A 14274-nucleotide genomic window follows, 5' to 3' on the forward strand; every position below is an offset into this window, starting at 1 on the left:
CACCGCCAGGTACGGTCAGGTTCCCTGGTCGCCGGCACCGGATTCGGCCCGCGGCCGTCGGTGCTCAGGGAAGGACTCGCCCGCGTCCGGTGCGTCGTTACCTTGCCGAGTCGGTGGGCACGTTCCGCGAGCCGGTAACGCTTTGGTCCCGCGTTCCGAGTACCTCGATCCGGCCAGTCCCGTGAGAGTCCCTCAAGGTGGTGCAGCATGATCAGTGGTGCGTCGGTCGGCCTGATCCGGTGCCGGTTCTGTCGGTCGGACGACGGATCGGTGGTCGCCGATCTCGGGACCCAGCCGGGTTGCGAGTTCTTCCCGCGGCTCGCCGACCCGGGGCCGGACCCGGTGTTTCCGCTGCGGCTGTGGCTGTGCGCCGGCTGTGGGCTCGCCCAGCTTGCCGACGACATGGCAGTGCCGGAGGACCCGCAGGGCGTCCAGCCCGAGGCGCTCACCCGGCAGGCGGCCGACGCCGTCGCCCGGCTGGCCGCGTCGGGGATCCTGCCCTCAGCGGGGACGGTGGCCGAGTTTCCCAGCCCGCACGGTGGTACCTGGCTTTCCCTGCTGACCTCGCGCGGCCTGGTACCCGCGTCCGCGGGCGAGCCCGCCGACGTCGTCCTCGACTGCTGTTTCGGCCTCATGCACGCCGAGGACCAGGAGGCCGCGTTCCGCGAGCGGGCCGCGCGCACCCGTCCCGGTGGGCTGCTGCTCGTCCAGTTCCACTCGCTGGCGGCGATTCTGCAGCGCACCGAATGGAACGCGATCCGCCATGGCCACTACGCGTACTACTCGGTTCCCGCGATGCGCACCATGCTCGCGGGTGTCGGCCTGACCGCGTTCGCCGCGTTCTGGTTCCCGCTCTACGGCGGGACCGTGCTCATCGCGGCGCGCCACGGCGCCGCAGCCGAGGCGGACCTCGCGGCGTTGACCGAGCGCGAGATCGGCTGCGGGGTGCTCGACCCGGTCGCGATGAAGGCGTTCCAGGAGGCCGCCCGGTCCGACGGGGAGCGGCTGGCCGGCTGGCTGGCGGACGAGCGCAGCCACGGCAGGCGGGTCTACGGCTACGGCGCCGCGTCGCGTTCGGTGGGGCTGCTGCACAGCGCGAGGGCCGGCCGGGACCTGCTCTGCGGCGTGGCCGATGTGTCCGCGGCCAAGCAGGGCAGCCGGATGCCGGGCACGGACATCCCGGTGATCGGGACCGACGATCTGGTCACCGCCGAGCCGGAGTCGGTGCTGCTGTTCGTGCCGGACCTGCTCGACGAGGTCCGGGCCGCGCTCCCGGAGATCGAGGCGAACGGCGGGCGGTGGGTCCTCGCGGACGAGGTCGTCGGTCAGGCGGCCCATGGCGGTGGCGACGGCCTGAGCGCTTGACCGCGGGAGACCGTCGAAGCCGGCCGCACCGCCCGGTGGCTCATCCGGGACGTGAGCGGTCGCCGCACTCGTTCGGTGGGCGTGGCCGGCGCGCCCTCTGCCCCCGCGGTCCCGTCTTGACCACCACTCCTCGATTCGATTAGGTGAGGCTAACTTTAGCCTGCCCGGAGGAGTGTCGATGCGTCCAGCCCGGTGCCGGTCCGTTCCGGTCGCGATGGTCGTCGCCGTCTGCTCGCTGATGGTGGTGGCCTGCACCGGCCGCGCCCCCGGCCTCGGGTCCGAACCCGCTGCGACCGACGGGGCCGGCCCCTTTCCCGTCACGATCACCCACGCCTACGGGGCGACCACGATTCCGGCCATGCCGCAGCGGATCGTGGCGCTGGGCTACGGTGATGTCGCCGTGGCCAACGCCGTGGATGCGCCGATCGTCGGAGCCGTGCGCAACGACAGCGGCGGCCCGAACCTGCCCTACCTCCGCACGCCGCTGTCGGAGGAGGTCCTCGGCATCCCGGCCGACATCGGCGGCGGTGTGAACGTCGAGAAGGTCGCCTCGTACCGGCCGGACCTGATCCTGGGCGTGTCCGCGCCCATGGTCGACGACCGGGCGACCTACGAGCGGCTCTCCCGGATCGCACCCGTCGTCGTCTACGAGAAGTCGCTGTACGGCTCGTCCATGCACGATGACGCCCGTCAGATCGGCCGGGCGATCGGCGAGAGCGAGAAGGTGGAGGCCTTGATCGCCGCCTCCGATGCGACGGTCGCGGCGCTGCGTGCCGAGCTTCCGGCCCTCACCGAGCGCACCTACCTCTATGGCCAGGCCCGTGGCGAGGTCCTGCCGATGGTCGTCGGCGAGCAGAACGCCTCCACCGTGTTCATGCGCTCGCTCGGCCTGAGGATCCCGGACAACTTCCGGGACGCGCCCGCGTCGGCCGCGCTCGCGCCCGGCACCGTCGGCGTCAGCTACGAGCAGGTCGGCCGACTCGACAGCGCCGACGTACTGTTCATGACCTTCGCCGGCGAGGGCGACCGCACCACCTTCGAGAGCAACCCGCTGGTACGCCGGCTGCGTCCCGTCCGCGAGGGCACCTATCTGCCGCTGACCCTCGATCAGGCCGTGGCGCTGCAGGCGCCGAACGTCGTCGCCGTCGGCTGGCTGCTCGACCAGTTGCGGCCGGCTCTGCAGCAGGTGGCACGTCCGCGCCGGTGATCATCGGGAGGCATCGGTGGGGCTTCGGAGCCACCTCCATCGTGCGGCGAACCGGTCGACCAGCAGCGCCGTCGCCGGCACGACCGCCAGCGCCACCGCGAACCCGCCGACCGTGTCGGTGGGGTAGTGGGCGTCCAGGACGATCTGTGCCACCGCCATCACCGCGCCGGCGGCCCCGGCCCCGCCCAGCACGAGCAGCAGGCCGACCGCTCGCCCACTCCGGACCAGGCTCGCGACCAGCAGCATGCCGACGAGGGCGAGCGCGGTCACCGTCGCGGTGTGTCCGCTGGGATAAGCCAGGTGACCGCCGTGGATCGTGCGCCCGACCACCGGTTTGAGGGTGGTGGTGGCGACGCCGGTCAGGGCCGGGCCGACGAGGGCGACCACGGCCAGCGCCCGGCGGCGCAGCGCAAGGCAGAGCGCCGCGAGCGCCGCCACCAGGAGGGCGGCCACCACCGGCTCACCGAACAGGTCGAGGACCAGCGCGCCGGGCCGTGCCCGCCCGAACAGGTTCCACACCCCGGCCCGCAGCCGTTGGTCGAGCGGACCGGCGGTGGCGGTGCCCGCGTAGTGGACGGCGAGCACGGTGACCACGATCCCGGCCAGCCCGGCAAGAATCGCCATCGGCCTGCGCATCGGGACGGGCAGCACCGGTGGCGGAGGCGGGTCGCGCCGCTCGGGCATGGGGGACATCGGGTCTCGGAGTCGGCCGGGTTGCGGCCGCGGATCGGTTCAGACCTGGGCGCCCGCGGCGATCTCGGCGATCGTGATCTGCAGCGGGTCGGGACGCTCACGGGTGGTCCACACCATCCACGGGCTGCGGCCCGCACGGTAGGCGGCCTCCAACGCCGTCCGTTCCTTGACCGTGTCGGCCGGCTGCCAGAACCCGCGGTAGCGGTAGGCGAGCATCCGGCCCGCCGCCGCGAGCGGCCGGCATGCGTCGGTGATCAGGTCGCCGTCCTGCGGAAGGTGGTCGAAGATCTCGGGGCGGAGCACGAAGTAGCCGCCGTTCTCCCACAACGGCAGCTCCTGCACGCTGGTGATCTCCGAGATCCGGTCGTCGTCGGTCAGCTGCACGCAGTGGAACGCCGACTGGGGCGGCACCGCGAGCAGCGAGCCGACGGCGTCGCTGCGCTTGAACTCGTCGATCATGTCGTTGAGCGGCGCGTCGGTGAGGACGTCGGCGTAGTTGGCCAGGAACATCTCCTCACCCTCGACCAGCGCGCGCACCCGGCGCAGCCGTTCCCCGATCGGGGAGTCGAGCCCGGTGTGCATGAAGGTGATCGTCCAGTCCTGGATGTCGCTGCTGAGCAGTTGGACCTCGCCGCCGCGCAGCACGAAGTCGTTGGACGCCGTCTCGGAGTAGCCGAGGAAGAAGTCCTTGATGTGACGGGCGCCGTAGCCGAGACAGAGGATGAAGTCGGTATGCCCGAAATGCGCGTAATAACGCATCACATGCCAGATCAGCGGGCGCGGTCCGACGTAGGTCATCGGCTTGGGAACGTCGGACACCCCGTCGCGCATCCGCATTCCGTAACCACCGCAGAACAGAACCACCTTCATGCGCCGCTCTCCTCGCCGAGGGATGTTCCGTCCCTTGTCTCGGTGTGGCCGGTCCCGCCGTTACCGAACGGATCCGCAGGCCAGCGGACCTGATGGCCACGCGCGGCGGCGCGTCGGCTAGGTTCACGGCCGTGAGCGTGGTGGAGACGGTGCTGATCTTCGTGGTGACGCCGCTCGTCGTGTGCCTGGTCATCGCCCTGATGGTCGCCGCGCCGCGACTGGCACGTAGGCCGCGGTACCGGGTGGGTCAGCCCTGGACGTATGGTCCGGTGTTCTGGACGGCCAATCCGGAGGGCGCCGGGCTGACGCCCGCGCGCGACGAGGACACCGGCGACGGCGAGCAGGGAGGTGCCCGTGGCAGTTGGTGAGCACACCGCTTCCGGCGCGGCCATCGACACCGCACAGCGGGACCTTCCGGTGGGTGCCGCGGTCACCGCGTCCGGCCGGGTTTCGGCCGCCGAGGTCTTCCGCGAGCCGTCGCGCGCGGACCAGCCGTTCAGCCCGGTCCAGCTCAGCAGGCTGGACGAGGCCCTCACCCTGGCCAGCCGGGAGACGGGCCTGCGGTTCAGCGTCTACCTCGGAGATCTCGGTCCGCGCCCGTCCGAGCGGGTCACCGAGCTGCACGGCGTGCTCGAGGGTGCCCGCGAGGCGGTGCTGGTGGCGGTGAGCCCGGGACAGCGCCTCGTGGAGGTGCGCACCGGCGAGGAGGCGCGGCTGCGGCTGCCCGATCGCGGCGCCAAGCTCGCCGTGATGAGCATGGTGGCCTCGTTCCGGGAGGGCGACCTCGTCGGTGGGCTGCTCAGCGGCCTGCGCATGCTGGCAGACCAGGCGGGTGGGCGACCGCGGGTGCGCTGACCCCGCCGGTGGTCACGAACTGACGACCGGTTCGGTGCCGCGGGGGATTCCTGGGGTGCGGACACAGTCCCATACTGGTCGGTAAGCGGCTTTCGGCCGCTGTGCGACGAAGGGCAGGACCGGTATGGGTGATCCGCCAGTGGAGCCGTGCCGCCGCGCGCGGCGCGACAGGCAGGACCGGCCTGGAGGCGTGAGCCCGTCCGTTCTGACTCCGCCGACCGGGTTCCCGCTGCAGTGGGACGCAGCGCCTCCGATCCCTCCTGGACGCCCGGCGTTCGAGGAACCCGCCGTCGCGCCACCGCCGGCCGCACCGCCCGCCGCGGTGGCGGTGGACCGGACGAGCTGTCTGTGTGGGCACTCCGCCGAGATGCATGAGCACCTGCGTCGCGGCAGCGACTGCGGGGCCTGCGGTCCGGATGTCTGCTCGGCCTACCGGCCTCGGGGCGGACGCGTGCGACGGTTGCTGCGTGCGCTGGGGCGGGCCTGCCACTGACGCCGTCCCTCGCCGACCCGGGCGGCGAGGGAGCGGCAGCCCGGCGGGATCCTGCGGATCAGGATCCGTCCGGTCCGCCCGGCGGTGACGAGCGGTCGAACTCCCGCGCGGCCAGCGCCCGGACGATCCCGGCCCGCCCCTCCGAGACCAGCCTGCGCAGGGCGGGCGGATGCGAGTCGTCGGCCAGCCAGGCGTCGGCGGCCGCGACGGTCAGCGGGTCCACCGCCCAGGACGGGAAGAGACCGAGCACCACCGGCTGCGCCCGCTCGGAGGTCCGCCGCGCCCAGACATCGGCCACCTCGGCGAAGTAGCGCTCGACGTAGGGGGTCAGCAGGTCACGCTGGGCCGGATGGCTGAACCCGGCGATGATCGCCTCGTTGACCGCGTTGGGTAGCTCGTCGTCGTGGACGGCGCGGTCCCACGCCCTGGCCTTCGCCTCGGCGGTGGGCAGCAGCGCGTGGGCCCGCTCGGCCTGCCGTTGCCCGGTCGAGGTCGCGTCGCGCTCCAGCTCCGAGTCGATGCGGGCCGCATCCGCCTTTCCGTGCGCGACCAGCGCCTGCAACAGCCGCCAGCGCAGGTCGGTGTCGACGGTGAGCCCGTGCGGGACGTCGAGATCGGAGAGCCAGCCGGCCATCCGGTCCAGCGTCGCCTCGTCCAGCACGCTGGCGGCCAGCGCGTTGACCACGCTGAGCTGGGCGTCCGACCCGGGCTTTGCGGTGTCGAGCCGGCTCAGCAGCGCATCGACCAGCATCGGCCAGCCCCGCTCGGCGGCCCACGCCGTCTCGGCGTAGGACCCGAGCGCGGTCTGGGTCTGCTGCAGCAGCCGCTGAACCACGCCGATCTCGGTCTCGGCGCCGAAGCCGCCCGCGACCAGCGCCGTGAAGTCGCGGGCCTTGAGCTCGGCCTCCCTGGTCATCTCCCAGGCGGCCGACCAACACAGGGTGCGCGGCAGCGGATCGGCGATATCGCCGATCCGGTCCACGAGCACGGCCAGCGAGTCGGGGTCCAGTCGAAGCGCGCAGTAGGTGAGGTCGTCGTCGTTGACCAGGATCAGCCGGCCGCGGGGTACTCCGGCCAACTCGGGCACCTCGGTGCGCTCGCCGCTCACGTCGACCTCGACCCGATGGGTGCGCACGAGCTGGCCGCCCTCGTCGTCGTAGATCCCGACCGCGATGCGGTGCGTGCGCAGCTCCCCGGCGCCGGGCCGGGCGCCACCCTGGACGACCTCGAACCGGGTGAACCGGCCATCGTGGTCGACCTCGAAGGACGGGCGCAGCATGTTCAGCCCGGTCGTCTTGAGCCACTGCGTGCCCCAGTCCGACAGATCCCGGCCCGAGGCGCGCTCGAGCGCACCGAGCAGGTCGTCGAACGTCGCGTTGGCCCAGGCATGCGCCGAGAAGTAGCTGCGCAGCCCGGCAAGGAACGGCTCGAGCCCGACGTAGGCGACGAGCTGCTTGAGCACCGACGCGCCTTTGGCGTAGGTGATCCCGTCGAAGTTCACCTCCACGGCCTGCAGATCCGGGATGTCGGCGGCGATCGGATGCGTCGAGGGCAGCTGGTCCTGCCGGTAGGCCCAGCTCTTCTCGACGTTCGCGAAGGTCGTCCACGCGTTCTCGTACTCGGTGGCCTCGGCCTGGCAGAGCACGGACGCCCAGGTGGCGAAGGACTCGTTGAGCCACAGGTCGTCCCACCAGCGCATGGTGACCAGGTCGCCGAACCACATGTGCGCCATCTCGTGCAGCACGGTCTCGGCGCGGCGCTCGTAGAGGAACCGGGTGACCCGGCTGCGGAAGACGTAGTCCTCCAGGAACGTCACCGCGCCGGCGTTCTCCATCGCGCCCGCGTTGAACTCGGGCACGAAGAGCTGGTCGTACTTGCCGAACGGGTAGCGGACGCCGAAATGACGGTGGTAGAAGTCGAAGCCCTGCTTGGTCTCGGTGAACAGGCGCTCGGCGTCCATGTGCTCGGCCAGCGAGGCGCGGCAGTAGATCCCGAGCGGGATCCCGTCGTGCTCGTCCCGCCATTCGGCGTAGGGCCCGGCGACCAGCGCCACCAGATAGGTGGACATCGGCTCGCTGGTCGCGAAGTGGTGGACGAGCGCGCCCCCGGGGCCCTCCTCGGTCCGTTCGACGGCGGCGTTCGACACCACCTTCCAGCCGACGGGTGCGGTGACGGTGAGCCGGAACCGGGCCTTGAGATCGGGCTGGTCGAAGCAGGCGAACATCCGCTTGGCGTCGGCCGTCTCGAACTGGCTGTAGAGGTAGACCTCGCCGTCGACCGGGTCGACGAACCGGTGCAACCCCTCGCCGGTGTTCATGTACCGGCCGGTAGCGACGACCGTCAGCTCGTTGTCGGCGGCGAGGCCGGGCAGGGCGATGCCGTCGTCCTCCCGGTAGCCGGAGACATCCAGCTCGCGCCCGTTGAGCGTGGCCGCGGTGACCTCGGCGGCAACCAGGTCGATCCAGCTGTCGGCGCCCGGTTCACGACTGCGGAACCGCAGCGTCGTCGTGGTCGCGAAGGTGCTGTCGCCGGGGGAACCCGCGCCGTCGGTGAGATCGAGGACTATCGCGTAGTCAGCGACTTCCAGGAGGGCGGCACGACGCTCGGCCTCGGTTCGGGTCAGGTTGGGCGGGGCCATGTCCTTCTCGGCTCTCCTCGATCTCTCACCGCGCTGCGGGTCGACCAGCACGCAGACCGCCGATCCAACCATGAGCCGGGCCGGTGCGTCGCCTGCACGGCGGCCCGGTGGGCCCGCGGAGGGCGCGGGAACACGGGCCGGGTCGGAGGTGTTGACCGCTGCGGGGAAGCGCCCGGCCGCCGGGCACCGAGATTGTTCAGGAACGGAGTCACCGTGAGTAGCGCCGAGACACCATCCGCCCAGGTCGACGTGTGGTTCGACCCACTGTGTCCGTGGGCGTGGCTCACCTCGCGCTGGATTCTTGAGGTACAGCAGGTCCGCGACATCGAGGTGCGGTTCCATGTCATGAGCCTTGCCGTGCTCAACCAGGGACGCGACCTTCCGGAGAACTACCAGCGGCTGATGGACAAGTCCTGGGGCCCCGTGCGGGTCTGTATCGCCGCCGCGCAACAGCGCGGCCCGGAGATCCTCGGGCCGCTCTACACCGCGCTCGGGACCCGGATCCACAACGGCGGCAACAAGGACTTCGACATCGTGATCAAGGAGGCGCTGGCCGAGCTGGACCTCCCGGCCGGACTGGCCGAGGCCGCCTCGTCCACCGAGTTCGACGAGCAGCTCGTGGCGAGCCACCGCCGCGGGATGGACCCGGTCGGTCTGGACGTGGGGACACCGACGGTCCACGTCGACGGGGTCGCCTTCTTCGGTCCGGTGATCTCCAAGGTGCCTCGTGGGGAGGAGGCGGGCAGGCTCTTCGACGGCGCCCGGTTGCTCGCCGAGTACCCGCACTTCTTCGAGCTCAAGCGGACCCGCACCGAGGACCCGATCTTCGACTGAACGATCGTCGCCTGGTTGCGGCGGGCGGCTCCCCGGAGAGCCGCCCGCCGGTCAGCGAGATCAGTAACGCGAGATCAACGCGTCGCGCAGCACGCCGGTCTCCAACTCCATCTCCTTCACCCGGTGCTTCACCAGGTCACCGATACTCACCATGCCGACGAGCGCGCCGTGCTGGACGACCGGCAGGTGCCGGTGCCTGCCCCGGGTCATCTGGGCCATCGCGGAGACGATCGACTCATCGGGCGTGGTGGTCACGACGTGGTGCGTCATCACCTCGTCGATCTTCATGTCCAGCAGCGCGGCACCGTACTTGCCGAGGCCACGCATGATGTCGCGTTCCGAGATGATCCCGCAGATCTTGCGATCCTGGTCGCAGGAGACAAGTGCGCCGATGCCGAGCCTGTTGAGCCGGTCGACGGCTTCGCTGACCGTGGTCCACGGCACCGCCGTGTGAACGACCCGGCCCTTGGTGTTGAGGATATCCGCGATCTTCATATCGGTGCTTCCTCCGTTCCGCGACGACCCCGCCGCAAATCGTGCGGCATCCCGAGTAAACGCGGGATGTCAAGGTATTACTCGTCACACTTGTGATGTCCCGTTGAGCCAGATTGCGGCATTTGGTGCGCCGAACGGCTCCCCCGTCCGGGGGGAGGCCGGTGTGGTCGTGCGGCGGTGTGCGATCGCAACCACCGGCCTCGAACACGCCCGGCGGCCGCCCGGTCATTGCGACCGTGCGGCGTGCGCTCCCCGCGATCGGATCGAAACTGCTGGTGGCCGTCGGTGGCCGTGGTGCTGTTCGGTGTCGCCGTCCTCGCGCTGCTGACCCCGCGCGTGGGGCTGCCGGTTCGCACCGTGGCCGGTGTCGGGGCGCCGAGCTGCGGCGACGCCTGCCCAGGACCGTCGGCGCGCCCGGCGTCACACTCGTTCGAGACCCGGCTGGTCGCCGCAGCGGACGAGGCGTCGCCGCGCTGGCGCGATGTCCGCCGTGCCGCCTACTGGGCTCTTCTCGGCGGCGCGGCCACCGTGTCCGATGCCGGTGGCTTGGGCAATCTCCGGTCGCTGCTGGAGTCGCGGCCCTACCAGCGAGCCGTATCCGATCAGCGGGTTCTCACCGGCGACGTCGGTACCGGAGCCGAGCAGATCGTCGCCGCGGTCGCCGACGACGGGTCGTACCTGATCGCTTACACGGCCGCGGGCCTCGACGTCGAGATCGATCTCGACGCGCTGTCCGGTGACCGGGTCCGGCCGTGGTGGTACGACCCCCGGACGGGCGACGCCATGGAGCTCTCGGTGCTGCCGAGCCAGGGCCGGGCGCTGTTCCGCACCCCCGGTGGCGCCGGACAGGACTGGGTGCTGGTGCTCGACGACGTCGAGGCCGGGTTCGGGCGGCCCGGTGCCGCGGCCGTCCGGGACGATCCGGACCCGGCCGCCCGGCCCCCGTCTCCTGCGTCCCCGTCTCCTGCGTCCCCGTCTCCGGTGCCCCCGTCTCCGGCGCCCCCGTCGCGGCCGATCGCCCCGCCGTCCCCGTCGGCTGACCCACCGGTGCCGTCCTCCGCCCCGCCGAAACCTCAGGTCCCCGCCGCGCCGCCCCCGGCGCCACCGCCCGCCGCGCCGCCCCCGGCGCCGGATGAAGCGGTGTGGGATCGGCTCGCCCAGTGTGAGTCGAGCGGCAACTGGGCGATCAACACCGGCAACGGCTACTACGGCGGCCTGCAGTTCAACGACGCCACCTGGCGGGACTACGGCGGCACCGCCTATGCCCCGCGCGCCGACCAGGCCACCCGCGAGCAGCAGATCGCGGTGGCGCGGAAGGTGCGCGATGACCGGGGCGGCTACGGCTCCTGGCCCGCCTGTTCCCGCAAGCTGGGGCTGCCGCAATGATGGCTGGGTACACCTAGCCCGCAAGCACCGCCCGGGCTTCGGCGGGGCGGGGGCTGCCGCGGATGCGGTCGCGGTGCATCATGTGGGCGGTGCCACGCCGGGGTGGACAACACACGGTCATCGAGGGATGGCGGATGCCGCGGCCGGGGACACCTGTTCGAGGGATAGGATCACAAGGCCCGGTGGGCCGCGTCAGTCCCCGCGATCCTACGTTGGAGTTCTATGAGCCCGACCGACTCCGATGCCCCTCGCATCGGGAATCGCTACCGGCTCGACGAGCGCATCGGCGCTGGAGCGATGGGCGCTGTCTGGCGGGGGACCGATGAGCTGCTCAACCGCACCGTCGCGATCAAGGAGCTGATCGCGGCCACCTCACCCGGCACCTCGGGCGGCGAGGCCCTGGAGGAGGCCCGTCAGCGCATTCTGCGCGAGGGTCGGATCGGTGCCCGCCTGCAGCACCCGCACGTGATCAGCATGTTCGACGTCGTGGTGCACGACGACCGGCCGTGGCTGGTCATGGAGTACCTGCCCTCGCGGTCGCTGGCCGCGGTGCTGGCCGAGAAGGGCCCCCTGCCGCCGCTCGAGGTCGCCGCCGTCGGCCGGCAGGTCGCCGACGGCCTCGTCGCCGCACATTCCGCGGGCGTCGTCCACCGTGACATCAAGCCGGGCAACGTGCTCATCGCCGAGGACGGACGGGCGAAGATCACCGACTTCGGGGTGTCCCGGGCCGTCGACGACGTTCAGCTCACCCGCACCGGCATGATCGCCGGGACTCCCGCCTTCCTGGCGCCCGAGGTCGCCCGCGGTCAGCAGCCCACGTCGGCCTCGGACATCTTTGCGCTCGGCGCCACGCTCTACGCGTCCGTGGAGGGTGAGCCGCCGTTCGGGCTCGATGACAATGCGTACGCGTTGCTGCACAAGGTCGCCACCGGTGCGGTGCGTCCGCCGACGGAGGCCGGTCCGCTGACGGCGCTGCTCATGCGGCTGCTGGCGAGCGATCCGGAGAGCAGGCCGACCGCCGCTCAGGCCCGCGACGTGCTCGCCGCCGTCGCGGCCAGCCGCCTCCCGACCGGCCCGGCGGTCGAGGGCGACCCCGAGTCCCCGGCCGAGCCCGGTCCGGCGATACCCGTTCCCGCGCAGCTGAACGCGCGGACGCTGACCGAGATCGAGGTTCCCGCCGCGGCGTTCACCGGACCGCCGCCGAACCCAGCAGGCGCTCCCGCGGCTCCGAACCGAGCCGACCGCAGGCGACGGCTGCGGATCCCGGTGCTGATCGGCTCGCTGGTGCTGCTGGTCATCGCCACGGGTGTGGTCATCGGCATCCTGCGTTCGTCGGATGGGGTGGCCGCCAGCGAGGTCCCGCCGCTCGCCGGCCCGCCGTCGGCGACCTCCGCCGCGCCCGCCACCGGCGCCGGAGCGCCGACCCGCGCGCCGACGACCGGCCCGACCCTCCCGCTGACGACGACGCCATCGCCCGCGGTCACCACCGAGCCGTCCGGCCAGGTCGCTCCCGGTGACGCCGTGGCGTTCGTGCAGCGTTACTACGGGCTGTTGCCCGCCAACGTCGATCAGGCGTTCGCGCTGCTCGGTCCTGGCGCGCAGGCGCAGTCCGGCGGTATCGAGGGCTTCCGCCGCTTCTACGACCAGCTCAGTGCGGTGGCCGTCGAGTCGGCGCGATCGACCGGGGCCAACGCGGTGCAGGCAACGATCGTGTTCACCCGCAGGGATGGCGTGACGACCCGCGAGCCCTACCGGTTCATCGTCGGCACGGGCTCCGAGGGAAACCAGCTCATCCAGTCCTTCAGCCGCACCTGACCCGCGAGTCGGGGTATTTCCGCGCGCGAGTCGGGGTATTTCCGTGACCGAGTCGCATCCTCATGCCTCGCGCTGGCCCAGCCAGCCCGTGAGCAGCTCGGCCAGCTCGGATCGAGCCCCGGCCGGTTGGGTGAAGTAGTGGTCACCGGCCAGCAGCTCGAGGGGCTCGCCTGCGGCGAGTTCGTCGAGGATGCCGCGCGTGTTGCTCTCGTAGACCCCGGCGTCGCCGCGGGCGTGCACCCGGTCGGTGATGCGCTGGTTGCGGGCCCGCTGGGCGGCCGGGTAGCGGCGCTGGAACTCCACCGGGAACGGGGGCCCGTTGGCTGGGTCGAACGGGTCGAGCGACAGCGGATCGGACTCGTCGCTCACCGAGGGATCCATCGTGATGGCTGGGTACATCTAGCGAAGCGCGCGCGGACGGCTCGCCCGGGCAGGGGGCGAGAGCTCAGCTGTGCAGCAGCTGCGCCGCCTCGCCGACCATCGCGCGCAACCGCGCGCCGATGACCCGCTGGTCCTCGTCGGACATCCGGCTGGCCGGGACGGCGACGTTGAACGCGATCCGCGCGGGGGAACGGCGGAACGGGAACGCGACCGCCACCGAGGACACACCGCGCTCGCTCTCCTCGGCGCTCGTGGCGTAACCACGCTCGCGCACGCCCTCCAGTTGCCGTTCGAGCTCATCGCGGCTGCGGATGCTGTTGTCGGTGAGGCCCTCCAGCTCCTGGTCCGGGTAGAGCGCGTGCAGTTCCTCGATCGACAGCTGCGCGAGCAGCGCCTTGCCGGTCGAGGTGGAGCTCGCGGGCATCGACCGGCCGAGCCGCGACGCGACGCGGACGGCCTGCGGGCTCTCGATCGCGTCGATGAACCGCACCGTGGCGCCGTCGAGCAGTCCAAGGTGGACGGTCTCGCGTAGCTCGGTGTTGAGCCGCTCGAGATAGGGGCGCAGCACGCCGCGGAAGTCGAAGCGCTGCAAGATCGCGAATGCGACGCCGGTCAAAGCGGTGCCCGGGCCGTAGGCCTTCGTCCGCTCGTTCTGCCGGACGAACCCCCGGTAGGTCAGCATGGCCAGCAGTCGGTGCGCGGTCGACGACGCCACCCCGAGGTACTCGCTCACCTCGGTCAGCCGCAACTCGGAACGCTCGCCCAGCAGCAGCAGGACCTTCAGCGCGTTGTCCACCGACTCGATGGGATACTGCGGCACCCGGACACCCGCCGGTGCACCGACCACCGCATCGGCTCTCTTCACAGCAGAAGCCTAACGCGGGCGGTCGGGGCGCACCCTCAGGCCGTGCGGAAGCCGATCCCGCGCATGTTGTCGCTGACCCACCGCACCACCTCACGCACGAGCGCCGCGCGGTTGGTGGCACCGCGCACCTCATGGCCCTCGTCGTCGAACACCAGGAAGCCGGGAAGGCGCCGAGCCCTCGCTCGTCACGAGCAACGTCCTCCCGCCGCTGGTGAACGCCACCGCGGTGAGGACGTCGCCGGACGGCTCCGGCAGCGGCCCGCCCGTCGGTCCGCAGATCGATCAGCTCGAGGCTCCGCGCGCCGCGGCCGCCCACCCGGACAACGACCCGTCCACCGACACCTCCAGGGCATGCCGGGTGCGGTCGGCGGAACGGA

13 protein-coding genes are annotated in these 14274 nt (G+C 71.7%); 7 read left to right on the forward strand and 6 right to left on the reverse strand.

Annotated features, from left to right (window positions below):
• The first annotated feature begins 207 nt into the window (after positions 1 to 207).
• Both ACFQE5_RS21125 and ACFQE5_RS21130 read left to right on the forward strand, forming a co-directional pair.
• On the forward strand, positions 208 to 1365 hold the full coding sequence (locus ACFQE5_RS21125) for a class I SAM-dependent methyltransferase (RefSeq protein WP_379587513.1): 1158 nt from the start codon (positions 208 to 210) through the stop codon (positions 1363 to 1365).
• Between the two features lie 178 nt (positions 1366 to 1543).
• Positions 1544 to 2572 (forward strand): ABC transporter substrate-binding protein, encoded by a 1029-nt coding sequence (locus ACFQE5_RS21130; RefSeq protein ID WP_379587515.1) that lies wholly within the window; start codon positions 1544 to 1546, stop codon positions 2570 to 2572.
• On the opposite strand, the gene ACFQE5_RS21135 is transcribed toward ACFQE5_RS21130, so the two are convergent.
• Positions 2573 to 3265: a phosphatase PAP2 family protein gene (locus tag ACFQE5_RS21135; protein WP_379587517.1), complete on the reverse strand. Its 693-nt coding sequence runs from the start codon at positions 3263 to 3265 to the stop codon at positions 2573 to 2575.
• Between the two features lie 39 nt (positions 3266 to 3304).
• A complete protein-coding gene (locus ACFQE5_RS21140; protein WP_379587519.1) occupies positions 3305 to 4135 on the reverse strand; it encodes a glucose-1-phosphate cytidylyltransferase in 831 nt (276 codons plus the stop codon).
• 131 nt (positions 4136 to 4266) lie between these two features.
• Between ACFQE5_RS21140 and ctaJ the strand changes: the two genes are divergently transcribed.
• Positions 4267 to 4503, forward strand: coding sequence for an aa3-type cytochrome oxidase subunit CtaJ (ctaJ, locus tag ACFQE5_RS21145; protein ID WP_379587521.1), 237 nt, complete (start codon positions 4267 to 4269; stop codon positions 4501 to 4503).
• Entirely contained in the window at positions 4490 to 4990 is a 501-nt protein-coding gene (locus ACFQE5_RS21150) for a DUF5130 family protein (RefSeq protein ID WP_379587522.1), read from the forward strand. The genes ctaJ and ACFQE5_RS21150 overlap by 14 nt, the downstream gene beginning before the upstream one ends.
• A gap of 551 nt (positions 4991 to 5541) precedes the next feature.
• Here the strand turns inward: ACFQE5_RS21150 and pepN are convergent.
• Positions 5542 to 8121: an aminopeptidase N gene (gene pepN, locus ACFQE5_RS21155; RefSeq protein ID WP_379587523.1), complete on the reverse strand. Its 2580-nt coding sequence runs from the start codon at positions 8119 to 8121 to the stop codon at positions 5542 to 5544.
• Between the two features lie 213 nt (positions 8122 to 8334).
• Between pepN and ACFQE5_RS21160 the strand changes: the two genes are divergently transcribed.
• Positions 8335 to 8955, forward strand: coding sequence for a mycothiol-dependent nitroreductase Rv2466c family protein (locus tag ACFQE5_RS21160; RefSeq protein WP_379587525.1), 621 nt, complete (start codon positions 8335 to 8337; stop codon positions 8953 to 8955).
• A 60-nt stretch (positions 8956 to 9015) separates the two neighbouring features.
• Here ACFQE5_RS21160 and ACFQE5_RS21165 read toward each other — a convergent pair whose 3' ends face one another.
• A complete protein-coding gene (locus ACFQE5_RS21165) occupies positions 9016 to 9450 on the reverse strand; it encodes a CBS domain-containing protein (protein WP_379587527.1) in 435 nt (144 codons plus the stop codon).
• A gap of 285 nt (positions 9451 to 9735) precedes the next feature.
• Between ACFQE5_RS21165 and ACFQE5_RS21170 the strand changes: the two genes are divergently transcribed.
• Both ACFQE5_RS21170 and ACFQE5_RS21175 read left to right on the forward strand, forming a co-directional pair.
• Positions 9736 to 10836, forward strand: coding sequence for a transglycosylase family protein (locus ACFQE5_RS21170; RefSeq protein ID WP_379587529.1), 1101 nt, complete (start codon positions 9736 to 9738; stop codon positions 10834 to 10836).
• Positions 10837 to 11058: 222 nt separating this feature from the next.
• A complete protein-coding gene (locus ACFQE5_RS21175) occupies positions 11059 to 12651 on the forward strand; it encodes a serine/threonine-protein kinase (RefSeq protein WP_379587531.1) in 1593 nt (530 codons plus the stop codon).
• Between the two features lie 60 nt (positions 12652 to 12711).
• On the opposite strand, the gene ACFQE5_RS21180 is transcribed toward ACFQE5_RS21175, so the two are convergent.
• Together ACFQE5_RS21180 and ACFQE5_RS21185 are read right to left on the reverse strand one after the other, a co-directional pair.
• Positions 12712 to 13020, reverse strand: coding sequence for a hypothetical protein (locus ACFQE5_RS21180; protein WP_379587532.1), 309 nt, complete (start codon positions 13018 to 13020; stop codon positions 12712 to 12714).
• 76 nt (positions 13021 to 13096) lie between these two features.
• Positions 13097 to 13897 (reverse strand): IclR family transcriptional regulator, encoded by an 801-nt coding sequence (locus ACFQE5_RS21185; RefSeq protein ID WP_379587533.1) that lies wholly within the window; start codon positions 13895 to 13897, stop codon positions 13097 to 13099.
• Between the last annotated feature and the right edge of the window lie 377 nt (positions 13898 to 14274).

It is taken from the genome of Pseudonocardia hispaniensis, assembly GCF_042658695.1.
Lineage (GTDB): Bacteria > Actinomycetota > Actinomycetes > Mycobacteriales > Pseudonocardiaceae > Pseudonocardia > Pseudonocardia hispaniensis.